At 33.2% G+C, this 10,707-nt stretch carries 13 protein-coding genes; 11 read left to right on the top strand and 2 right to left on the bottom strand.

Features of this window, described 5'->3' with window-relative positions:
- Positions 1-166: 166 nt before the first annotated feature.
- A complete protein-coding gene (locus A6M55_RS07745) occupies positions 167-553 on the top strand; it encodes a hypothetical protein (protein ID WP_015030785.1) in 387 nt (128 codons plus the stop codon).
- A gap of 36 nt (positions 554-589) precedes the next feature.
- On the opposite strand, the gene A6M55_RS07740 is transcribed toward A6M55_RS07745, so the two are convergent.
- The gene (locus A6M55_RS07740) at positions 590-913 is read right to left on the bottom strand and encodes a hypothetical protein (protein ID WP_064197134.1); all 324 of its coding nucleotides are present in this window, start codon (positions 911-913) and stop codon (positions 590-592) included.
- A 185-nt stretch (positions 914-1,098) separates the two neighbouring features.
- Here A6M55_RS07740 and A6M55_RS07735 point away from each other — a divergent pair, with 185 nt between their 5' ends.
- The 10 genes from A6M55_RS07735 (at position 1,099) to A6M55_RS07690 (ending at position 9,169) form a co-directional block, all read left to right on the top strand.
- A complete protein-coding gene (locus A6M55_RS07735) occupies positions 1,099-1,833 on the top strand; it encodes an electron transfer flavoprotein subunit beta/FixA family protein (RefSeq protein ID WP_015030783.1) in 735 nt (244 codons plus the stop codon).
- A gap of 82 nt (positions 1,834-1,915) precedes the next feature.
- Entirely contained in the window at positions 1,916-2,881 is a 966-nt protein-coding gene (locus tag A6M55_RS07730) for an electron transfer flavoprotein subunit alpha/FixB family protein (protein WP_064197133.1), read from the top strand.
- 612 nt (positions 2,882-3,493) lie between these two features.
- A complete protein-coding gene (locus A6M55_RS07725) occupies positions 3,494-4,096 on the top strand; it encodes a bifunctional nuclease family protein (protein WP_015030781.1) in 603 nt (200 codons plus the stop codon).
- Between the two features lie 182 nt (positions 4,097-4,278).
- Complete coding sequence (locus A6M55_RS07720; RefSeq protein WP_015030780.1) at positions 4,279-5,121, top strand: 1-acyl-sn-glycerol-3-phosphate acyltransferase; 843 nt, start codon at positions 4,279-4,281, stop codon at positions 5,119-5,121.
- A 97-nt stretch (positions 5,122-5,218) separates the two neighbouring features.
- Positions 5,219-6,100 (top strand): ABC transporter permease, encoded by an 882-nt coding sequence (locus A6M55_RS07715; protein WP_064197132.1) that lies wholly within the window; start codon positions 5,219-5,221, stop codon positions 6,098-6,100.
- 28 nt (positions 6,101-6,128) lie between these two features.
- The gene (locus A6M55_RS07710) at positions 6,129-6,359 is read left to right on the top strand and encodes a DUF3098 domain-containing protein (RefSeq protein ID WP_015030778.1); all 231 of its coding nucleotides are present in this window, start codon (positions 6,129-6,131) and stop codon (positions 6,357-6,359) included.
- A 127-nt stretch (positions 6,360-6,486) separates the two neighbouring features.
- Positions 6,487-7,278, top strand: a complete 792-nt coding sequence (locus A6M55_RS07705; protein ID WP_015030777.1) for an undecaprenyl-diphosphate phosphatase — start codon at positions 6,487-6,489, stop codon at positions 7,276-7,278.
- Complete coding sequence (truB, locus tag A6M55_RS07700) at positions 7,275-7,973, top strand: tRNA pseudouridine(55) synthase TruB (protein ID WP_015030776.1); 699 nt, start codon at positions 7,275-7,277, stop codon at positions 7,971-7,973. Before A6M55_RS07705 ends, truB begins: the two co-directional genes overlap by 4 nt.
- Positions 7,970-8,899: a bifunctional riboflavin kinase/FAD synthetase gene (locus tag A6M55_RS07695; protein WP_064197131.1), complete on the top strand. Its 930-nt coding sequence runs from the start codon at positions 7,970-7,972 to the stop codon at positions 8,897-8,899. The genes truB and A6M55_RS07695 overlap by 4 nt, the downstream gene beginning before the upstream one ends.
- Before the next feature lie 36 nt (positions 8,900-8,935).
- A complete protein-coding gene (locus A6M55_RS07690; protein ID WP_015030774.1) occupies positions 8,936-9,169 on the top strand; it encodes a CBU_0592 family membrane protein in 234 nt (77 codons plus the stop codon).
- Between the two features lie 101 nt (positions 9,170-9,270).
- Here the strand turns inward: A6M55_RS07690 and pheA are convergent, their stop codons facing one another.
- Positions 9,271-10,344 carry a prephenate dehydratase gene (pheA, locus tag A6M55_RS07685; protein WP_064197130.1) on the bottom strand — a complete coding sequence of 358 codons (1,074 nt, stop codon included), beginning with the start codon at positions 10,342-10,344 and terminating at the stop codon, positions 9,271-9,273.
- Positions 10,345-10,707 lie beyond the last annotated feature (363 nt).

The following is a 10,707-nucleotide window of genomic DNA, read 5'->3' as shown; positions in this document are numbered from 1 at the left end:
TATAAGTACTTATACTCAATTTTTAAACCAAATTTTCTACTTTTTAAATTTTAAAAATTATACTATTCCAAGAAATACTTAAACTATATTGAATTTTTTTTAGATTTTTTCGTTATGTTTGATACAAGAACAAAATATTATTCGGAAAATTAAAAAAAATATAGTTATGAATATCCAGCCAACCTTACGCATTGTTAGTGATGATGTAGCAATTATTGATTGCTTAGTTGACCATGGTGAAATGTTCAAATCCTTTGATACAAACAAAACTGCTACCTTCCTAGTTGGGCAAGACCTACACGTAGCATTCTACTTTTCAGACTCACAACTTGAAAATCGTTTCTTAATGTATATCATTGATGACTTTACTGATAATCAAGATTGTATGGCTTTAGTACTCAATCATTTTGATGAACAAATCAGAAACAACAACCATACATATATCATGCGTCAGGCAAAAAGTAAAGTATTAGATATGCTTTATATGACTAATACATTTCGTGCCTTATTTGGTAAAAACAAAACCGAAGAAGCAAACGAGTTGTATTACTAATAAATTCTTGAACAATACTGAATAAACACAATAACGTCAATCCATTTCATCAAGAAACATTCTGTATGCCCTTTTGAGCTCATCATAGGCTTTCTTTGATTGCTGTTGATGAGCTTTTTCTATGCCTAACAAATAAGTTTGTTCGGCTTTTATATAATCTTCCAATTCAACATATACCGCCGCTGCATGATAATAGGTTGGGACATAATCTGGATGCTCGTTTAATAAAATCTCAAGGTAATACTTAGCCTTTTGAATGTCCCGATTGATATATTCCATTGCAATGGCATAAATGTTAAAAGGCTCGTTCGGCTCCTCTTCTAAATACTTTAATAAAATTTTTAAGCGTTCTTCTTGCATTGAATATTACTTTAATTTAGATTTGCATAATGTTATGCACGCATACTATTATTTACTTATTTTTATAAATAATAAAATGTTTTCAAGTGCATTGATTTTCAGATAATTATATAAATATGCTTTTCAGCACCCCTAAAAGCATACAATAAATAAAATCTCCCTTTAGGGGTTGGGAGCCTAAAATTATGAAAATATTAGTTTGTATTTCGAGCGTACCCGACACAACCTCAAAAATTTCATTTACAGAAAACGACACAAAGCTAAACAAAGCTGGTGTAACTTACATCATCGGGCCTTACGATGATTATGCTTTAGCCCGTGCAGTTGAACTAAAAGAACAACAAGGTGGAAGTATTACTGTGTTAAATGTTGGTGGAGCAGATGCCGAACCACAAATTAGAAAAGCTTTGGCTATTGGTGCTGATGATGCAATAAGAGTTGATGTTGAACCAACTGATTCTTATTTTGTTGCAGAACAAATTGCAGCAGTTGCGAAAGAAGGTGCTTATGATTTGGTATTGATGGGTCGTGAAAGTAGCGATTACAACTCGGGTGTTGTACATGGTATTGTTGGTGAAATGCTTGGAATTGCCTCGTTCTCACCAGTAATGCAATTAGATATCAATGGTTCAGAAGCGAGTATAACACGTGAAATTGAGGGTGGCAAAGAAAAACTGACTGCTTCATTACCATTAGTTTTAGGATGTCAAGAACCAATTGCAGAATGGAAAATTCCAAACATGAGAGGTATCATGACAGCCCGTACAAAACCACTAAAAGTAATTCCAGCGGCTGGTGCAGCACTGACAAATACTGAAAAATATAGTTTACCAGCTCCAAAAGGTGCATGTAAAATGATTCCTGCGGAAGAAGCTGAAAAATTAATCGACTTACTAAGAACGGAAGCTAAAGTATTATAAATTAGTTCTGAGTTCTGAGTTTAAAGTTCTGAGTTTTTGACTCAAACTTTCACTCAGAACTCAGAACTCAAAACTTAGAACTATAATGATACTCATATTCACTGAGATTGCCGATGGAGCAATCAAAAAATCATCACTTGAAGCCGTTTATTACGGTTCAAAAGTAGCTGAAATGATGGGAACAACAGCTACTGCACTTGCAATCGGTACTGCTGATGCTGCTGAACTAGCCAAAGCAGGAAATTACGGAGCAAGCAAAGTTTTACACGCCAATGATGCAAAATTATCTAACCCAAATAGCATGGCCTACGCAAGTGTTTTGGCCGAAACTGTGAAAAGTACGGGAACAAAAATTGTAATAGCGGCTAAATCATCTTTTGCTGATGCCGTAACTGCACGAGCTGCTGGTGCTTTAAAAGCGGCTGTTGTAGGAAATGTTACTGAATTACCAGACCTGAGCAATGGCTTTAAAGTGAAAGTTAGTATTTTTACAGGAAAAGCATTTGCTGATGTAAATGTAAATGGGGATGTGAAGATTTTGGCTATCAAGAAAAATGTTGTCGCTCCGACCGAAAGCAGCAATAGTGCAACGGTTGAAAGCATATCACCAGCATTGTCTGATAACCTTTTTACAGCCAAAGTTACAGAAACAATTAAGGCTACAGGAACTATTTCTTTACCAGAAGCCGACTTAGTTGTTTCAGGAGGACGAGGAATGAAAGGTCCAGACCAATGGCAGCCTTTATTAGATTTGGCAGATGCTTTGGGTGCCGCAACCGCTTGTTCGAAACCAGTTTCTGACCTTGATTGGAGACCTCACCACGAACATGTTGGACAAACAGGTGTGAAAGTTTCTCCAAACTTATATATTGCTTGTGGCATTTCGGGAGCAATTCAACATTTAGCTGGGGTTAATTCATCAAAAGTTATTGTAGTAATCAATAAAGACCCAGAAGCTCCATTCTTCAAGGCCGCCGACTATGGAATTGTTGGTGATGTTTTTGAAGTTTTACCAAAATTGACTAAAGCAGTATTAGCTTCAAAATAATCTTAATAAAAGAGCGGTTAAAAGACCGCTCTTTTTTGTTTTTCTTGTGGATATTTAGCTACTTCTAATCCAATATAGACAGTTCCACTGTGATGGGTTTGGTGTTCAAAGCATTTGCAAGAGCCATTCTATTAGTCATTTTGAATCTACCAAATAATTTTACAGTTTCATTTATTTCTTTACTTTTTAATGACAAAGTCATATCAGCCATAACTAACTTCGTTTTGTTCTCTTTAGATTTTTGAGTTGTTTTTTTGATTCTCCAAAACCAAAGGACTTATTTCTCCAGTTTCCACCGAAACCAATCTATAATTTGCATCAATAAAATGCAGCATTTACTTCGTGAAAGAAAGCATTTCAGGCTTAGGTTTAAGAGCATTCCCAGCTTCTGGCATAGCATTAAAGTATTCTTTTTTGTAAATTTTTGTTCTCTCCCACTCTTTTAAAATTTCAATGTTTTATTGTGTTGAAAAACTAAACGTATTTAATTTGATTCAAAAGGAATAGTAATTTTAATTGAAACTAATTGAACAGATTTTAGTTTATTATTTCATATACTTAAAAACAAAATTTTAAACTACTAAAAAGCTAAGTTTTATTTATATTTGCACCGTGGAAAAAATAAAACTCGAAATATTAGGACTATCGCCGAGTCAATCTCAAACTGGCTCGTTTGCTTTGGTATTATCGGAAGAAAATGGAAATCGCCGATTACCAATTATCATTGGAATGTTTGAAGCTCAAGCAATCGCAATTGAAATGGAGCATATTACTCCAAATCGACCAATGACACACGACTTATTCAAATCTTTTGCCCGAGCATTCGATTTTACAGTAGAAGAAATCTTAATTTCAGACCTTAGAGAAGGTATCTTCTTTGCGAAAATTGTTTGTACTGACGGTATAAGACAAAAAACAGTTGATGCACGTCCATCGGATGCAATTGCCATTGGTCTAAGATTCCAAGTTCCAATTTATACAACTAATCAAATACTTTCAGAAGCAGGAATCACCACAACGGAAGCATCTGATGCAGATGAACAAGAAGCGGAAGAGTTGGTAGAACCTTCAAAAACACGTCCTCAAAAACAAGTAAAAAGTGGCTTAAAAGATTTCACATTAGATGAGTTAAATAAAATGCTAGAAGATGCATTAGCTCAAGAAGAATATGAAAAAGCGGCTAAAATCAGAGATGAAATTAGCAAAAGAAACTAATTATTTCCTACAATCTATATAATTCAAAAAGCGTTAGTTTCAATTGAAATTGACGCTTTTTTTATATATTTTCAAAGAATATTACATCTTTTTTGTTGATAATAATGAAAAAGTAAGATTTTTTGTATAACTTAACATCTGCAAACGAACTACCTAAACCAATAAAAGTAAATTACTAGAGGATGATTAGTGTACTGAAAAATTTTTTACCAATTCCCAACAACGACCCAAATCCTTTTTTTCGGTATGTGTCGTACATTGATATTTTTGGCATTTTTGAGCGTGACCCCTTTGGTAATTGGCTAATATTAAAGCGAATCATTATACTTGTTGCAGGAATACCAACTTATTGGCGTATTGCCGTTGCCAATCAATTAAAAGTGGAGGGTGCTGAATACTTAGAAAAACTCCCCAATCAAAACGTTTATTTCATCTCAAACCACCAAACATATTTCGCAGATGTAATAACATTTTATCATATTTTCTGCTCAGTTAAATGGGGTTTTAGAAACAGAGTACTTCCAATCGCCTTATTTGCCCCAAGAGCCAGAACTTTTTATGTAGCCGCTAGCGAAACCATGAAAGATGGTTTCCTTCCAAAGATTTTCAGTTTAGCAGGAGCAATTTTAGTTGAACGCTCTTGGAGAGCTAAAGGAGAAAATGTAAAACGAACTTTAGATACCTCAGCTGGAGAAAATGTTGCAAAAGGTTTAAAATTTGGGTGGGTTGTAAGTTTTCCACAAGGTACTACCAGCCCATACGCTCCTATCAGAAAAGGTACGGCACACATTATTAAAGATAACAATCCAATTGTTGTACCGGTAGTAATTGATGGCTTTAGAAGAGCATTTAATAAATCAGGGCTTAGTTATAAGAAAAGAAATACCGAACTAAAGGTTAAATTTAAAGAGCCAATTCACTTCTCACCAGATGCAACAGTTGAAGAAATTACAGAAGTTGTAAAAAATATCATTGAACAGAATATGCCTGAACGAATAGCTCGCTGGAAAAGTGAAGCCGTATAAGTTTTGTGAAAAGGCTGTTAAAAATCATTAAATTCTGCATATTTTATACAACATCGCTTATCTTTGCAGACAAGTATAAAAACGAGTCTGATTAACTATGCAAAAAAATAATCGAAAATTAGGGAGTTATCCAAGTATGCTTATTATAATTAGCCTAACAGCCGCATTATTTTTAATTGCATTTAGTGGCTGGATTGCTCTAACTTCAAAGCAGTTGGTATTGTATATTAAGCAAAATATTGAAGTACAAGTTTACCTTGATAAGTCTTTAACACAAACACAAAAAGATTCAGTAAAATACTTTATTTCAAAAAAACCATACTTGGCATACTCTGAACAAACTCCTCAAATAACGTTTATTTCAAAGGAAAGTGCAGCCGAAAAAGTTTTAAAAGAAACAAAAGAAGATTACAAATCTATATTAGGCGAAAATCCATATCGAGATGCTTATAGTTTAAAAATTAAAGAGGAATACTTTAACGAAAACGAATTAGCAAAAATTAAAGCTGACCTCGAACAAATACCGGGCATTTTTGAAGCAGATTATGCCAAAGATTTTGTCGATAGCATTAATAAAAATGCCAATAAAGCTTACCTAATTATCGCTTCCATTGTATCAGTACTACTAATTTCTATTGTTCTACTTATTAATAACACCATTAGATTAGCCCTATATTCCCAAAGATTTATCATCAGAAGTATGCAGTTAGTTGGTGCAACCGATTGGTTCATACAAAAACCCTTCTTAGGCCGTGGCTTAATCCAAGGTTTAATTTCTGGGATATTGGCCTGTGGGTTATTAATTTTAGTCGAGCAAATTGCTATCAGAGAAATCGAAAATTTAGTTGTACTACAAAGCTTTTACAAACTAGCTATCCTTTGTGGGTTTGTAATTTTATTGGGCATTTTAATTGGCTTATTAAGTACATTCCAATCTATGTATCGTTATTTGCGTACTGATTTAGAAGATTTATATTAACATATTAATAAAGAAACAAATTAAGAAAATGAAAAATACTACAAACAATTCTGAGAATAACGAACAAAACGCACTTCCATTTGGAAAAGGGAATTATACATTTATGCTAATTGGAATTGCTTTATTGATTATTGGTTTTTTTATAATGACTCTCGATAAAGAAGAATTTGGATTCGGTTTCCTCGGAATAACGCTTGGACCAGCCATAGCATTTGTTGGGTTCCTATTCCAATTTTTAACAATTTTCAAAAAAAAATAAATAAAAATAAATAATCTTATCTAAAGAACTGGTAGTCAAAAGTTTATCTAGATGGTTAATCGAAACCAATGGCTAAACTTCATACTATCAGTTTTCGCATTTTTTACCCTCTAAACTTTAATCAACCATGAATTTTATCGAAGCAATAATTCTTGCTATCATTGAAGGTATTACGGAGTATCTTCCAATAAGCTCAACTGGACACATGATTATTGGCTCATCATTGATGGGTATAAGTGAGCTTGATTTTACAAAAGCATTCGAGGTAAATATTCAGTTTGGTGCCATTCTTTCGGTGGTAGTGTTGTATTGGAAACGTTTTTTTCAATCATTTGAATTTTATAAAAAACTATTGGCAGCATTTATTCCTGCTGCAATTATAGGATTTATTCTCAATGATTTTATTGACCAACTACTCGAAAGTGTTGCGGTTGTAGCTATCATGTTAGTATTAGGTGGAGTCATTCTACTTTTCATTGATAAATTTTTTGAAAAAAGAGCAAGCAAAGAAAATATTACCTACATTGAAGCAGTACAGATTGGTTTATTTCAATGTATCGCGATGATTCCTGGAGTTTCTCGCTCAGCCGCAACAATCATTGGGGGAATGTTTCAAGGCCTTTCAAGAAAAGATTCTGCCGAATTTTCGTTCTTTTTGGCTGTACCAACAATGTTTGCGGCATCCGCTTACAAATTATTAAAGGGATTTAAAACAGGCACACTTTCATTTTCAGAAAATGAAATACAACTTTTATTGGTTGGAAATATTGTAGCATTTATTGTAGCAATGATTGCTATTAGATTCTTTATCAGCTACTTACAAAAGTATGGTTTTAAAGTATTTGGTTATTATAGAATCATTGTAGGATTAATTATTCTAGGCCTTTTAGCCGCTGGTTATGATTTACATGTAATATGACAGACGAAAGAAATGAAGTAATTTTGATTGATAAACCTTTGAAATGGACATCATTCGATGTTGTGAATAAGGTAAGGTGGGCTGGTAAATATAAAAAGGTTGGTCATGCAGGAACTCTCGATCCATTAGCAACTGGCTTACTCATTTTGTGTACCGGAAAAATGACCAAGCAAATTGATACTTTTCAGGCACAAGAGAAAGAATATACAGGCACTTTAGTATTGGGAAAAACAACGCCATCTATTGACTTAGAAACTGAGTTTGATGCAGAATACCCAATAGAACACATTAATAGCAAAACTATAAACGAGGTTGTAAAACAACTTTCTGGTAATATTGAACAAATTCCGCCTGCTCATTCGGCAATTAAAATTGATGGTAAAAGAGCCTATGAATCAGCACGAAAAGGGCAGGAAGTCATTATTAAACCCCGACAAGTAGAAATCAAGGAGTTTGAAGTAGATTCTACCAATTTTCCTGAAATTTCTTTTAGAATTGTGTGTTCGAAAGGTACATATATTAGAAGTTTAGTAAGAGATTTCGGAAAACTACTTCAATCAGGGGCTTACATGAGTTCACTTAGAAGAACTCGTATTGGCGAGTTTAAGATTGAAAATTCACTTACAATTGAGCAGTTCTTAGAAAGTTTGCCCGAAAAACTCAGTAAAATCGAAAATTTGAACAAACAACAGTGAAAGTATATTATAATTTAGCAGATTTTGAACCATTAAAAAAAGCCATTGTAACCAGTGGTACTTTTGATGGTGTGCACCGTGGACATCAGAAAATTTTACAAATTCTAAGAGAAACCGCCGAAAAGACAAAAGGAGAATCGGTAGTGATTACTTTTTGGCCTCATCCAAGAATCGTTGTTTCAAAGGATAGCCAAGATTTAAAACTGCTTACAACAATAGATGAAAAAATAGAACTACTCGAAAATCAAGGAGTTGACCATCTACTAATGATTCCATTTACTCGTGAATTTTCAGAATTGAGTTCGGAAGAATATGTAAAAGAGATTCTTCTAAAAAGAATTGGTACTCAAAAACTTGTTATTGGATATGACCATAGATTTGGAAGAAATCGTGAAGGTGGATTCGACTATCTAAAAGCAAATTCAGATTTTTTTCATATTGAAATTGAAGAAATCCCTCGTCAAGAAATTGATAACCTTACAATTAGTTCCACAAAAATTCGTCAATCTTTGCTAAACGGCGAAGTAAAATCTGCCAATGACTTATTAGGTCGAAACTATAGTTTTACTGGAATAGTTGTTAAAGGAAGACAATTAGGACGAACAATTGGATTTCCAACAGCCAATGTGCAGGTTTCTGAATATTATAAATTAATACCTTCAAATGGTGTTTATGCCGTACGAACTTTTTTTAGAAATCAATGGCATGAAGGTATGATGAACATTGGAAATCGACCAACAGTTGAAGGAATTGGACGAACTCAAGAAGTAAATATTTTCGATTTTGATGATGATATCTATGGTGAAACGGTAACTGTAGAAATAATTGACTATATCAGACCTGAACAAAAATTCAATGGTTTAGATGAATTAAAATCCCAAATTCTAGCCGACAGAGAAAAATCTAAAGTTATTTTAGGCTCTTGAATTAATCATAAATTTTACCAACAACAACATAACTGAATGTCTTTAATAATTGAAATAATCGGATGGATAGGCTCGGTACTTATTGTAGGCTCTTATTTTTTTAACATTCAAGGCAAACTTGATGCGAAAGATATACGCTACATACTAGCCAATTTAATCGGCGGAATATGCTTTATTATCAATACTTACGCTCATAATGCTTACCCCTCAGTAGCAGTAAATATAGTTTGGGTTATTATTGCTCTTGCGGCAATTTTTCGAAAGAAATGAGTAATTAGAGAATGATAAATAAATACTCACAATAGTTTTTACTGATAAAATCTATAAAAAAATGGGAAGATGAAATTTCATCTTCCCATTTTTATTAATTATTAGGTGTTTCTTACATAACTACCCAACCATTTAATTGCATTTTTGTATTTTTTGAAGACTTTTTCTACATTTTCATCTTGATAAAAACCTTCTAATTCAATAAAAAACCAAAAATTAAAATCTTCATCTCCTTTGTATGGGCGGCTTTCAATTTTTGTTAAGTTGATTCCTGACTTTTTGAAGTCTTGAAGAAAGTTGGCCAAAACACCTGGTTTATCAGTATCAGGTAATCTTGCTATAATTGTCGTTTTATCATTTTCACTCTTAGCATTGACAAAGTTTTTGGCCAAAATAAAGAAACGAGTTCTATTCTGGCTATTATCTTCAATATTATTAAATAATACAGGCAATGCAAAAAGCTTTGCTGCTATTTCAGAGCAAATAGCGGCACTCTCAGGGTCTTCGGCTGCTAATTTTGCAGCTTTTGAAGTAGATTCAACTTGAATTTCTTCAGGATGAGTCTGTTCAAAATACTTATTTAAAAAGCCTCTACACTGACGAAAAGCAATATCTTTTGAATAAATACGCTTGATTTTCGAAGGATTTTCAGCTTCAGTAGCTAATGCAAAATGAACTGGAATTTTCAATTCAGCAGCAATATTTACATTCATTTCATTGAGTAAATCTACTGTCTCATATACAATACCTTCTTGATTATTCTCAATTGGAATTACTCCGAATTTGGCACGACCTGTATCAACCGCTTCAAAAACAGACTTGATTGTAGGCAAGGTCATGTACTCACTCATGGCCCCAAATCTACTTTCGGCAGCTTGATGTGTAAAACTACCTTCTGGACCAAGATAAGCAACTCTTTCGGGCAATTCTATATTTCTAGCAGCAGCAAAAATTTCTAAATAAATAGCTTCAATTGCCTCTTTATTCAAGGGGCCATCGTTTTGAGCATTCATTCTGTCTAAAATTTGCTTCTCACGCTCGGGTCGATAAATAATGGCCTTTGTTGAACGTTTAATCTCTCCTACTTTATGTACGAGCTTCATTCTTTGGTTGAGAAGCACCAATAATTGGTCGTCAATTTTATCAATATCTTTTCTTACGTCTTCGAGAGTCACTTTTATTTCAGAGGTTGGTTGTAAATTAATTCACCCGCAATTTAATTAAAAACACGCAATTTCCTTAAAATAAAACAACATAAAGTGCTAGATTAAGTAAGTGGCAAATTTCTTTTCTAATTAATAAACCATAAAACCACTAAATTTTGTACTTAATTGTAATAAATTTAGACTTCCTACACTACTTTGGCGAACTCTTACTTTTCATAAAGAATAGATTAAAAAAAATAGAGGACAAATAGTAACAAAAGGTTAATATGTTTGATATAGGATTTAATAAAGATAGATAATCCAATATTATAAACCAATAAAAACTAATTAAATGAGCATTTTCATAAGTTCATAAACCAATCGGCCTATCAA

The sequence above is a fragment of the Emticicia sp. MM genome (assembly GCF_001649495.1).
The sequence above is the reverse complement of the archived record's forward strand: the minus strand, read 5'-3'. Positions and strand labels throughout refer to the sequence as shown.

Bases quoted from the DNA above. Each gene is read 5' to 3' on its own strand.
- A6M55_RS07715 (WP_064197132.1), top strand. From the start codon at position 5,219: ATGCAAAAAAATAATCGAAAATTAGGGAGTTATCCAAGTATGCTTATT.
- A6M55_RS07735 (WP_015030783.1), top strand. From the start codon at position 1,099: ATGAAAATATTAGTTTGTATTTCGAGCGTACCCGACACAACCTCAAAA.
- A6M55_RS07690 (WP_015030774.1), top strand. From the start codon at position 8,936: ATGTCTTTAATAATTGAAATAATCGGATGGATAGGCTCGGTACTTATT.
- A6M55_RS07720 (WP_015030780.1), top strand. From the start codon at position 4,279: ATGATTAGTGTACTGAAAAATTTTTTACCAATTCCCAACAACGACCCA.
- A6M55_RS07745 (WP_015030785.1), top strand. From the start codon at position 167: ATGAATATCCAGCCAACCTTACGCATTGTTAGTGATGATGTAGCAATT.
- truB (WP_015030776.1), top strand. From the start codon at position 7,275: ATGACAGACGAAAGAAATGAAGTAATTTTGATTGATAAACCTTTGAAA.
- A6M55_RS07710 (WP_015030778.1), top strand. From the start codon at position 6,129: ATGAAAAATACTACAAACAATTCTGAGAATAACGAACAAAACGCACTT.
- A6M55_RS07740 (WP_064197134.1), bottom strand. From the start codon at position 913: ATGCAAGAAGAACGCTTAAAAATTTTATTAAAGTATTTAGAAGAGGAG.
- A6M55_RS07705 (WP_015030777.1), top strand. From the start codon at position 6,487: ATGAATTTTATCGAAGCAATAATTCTTGCTATCATTGAAGGTATTACG.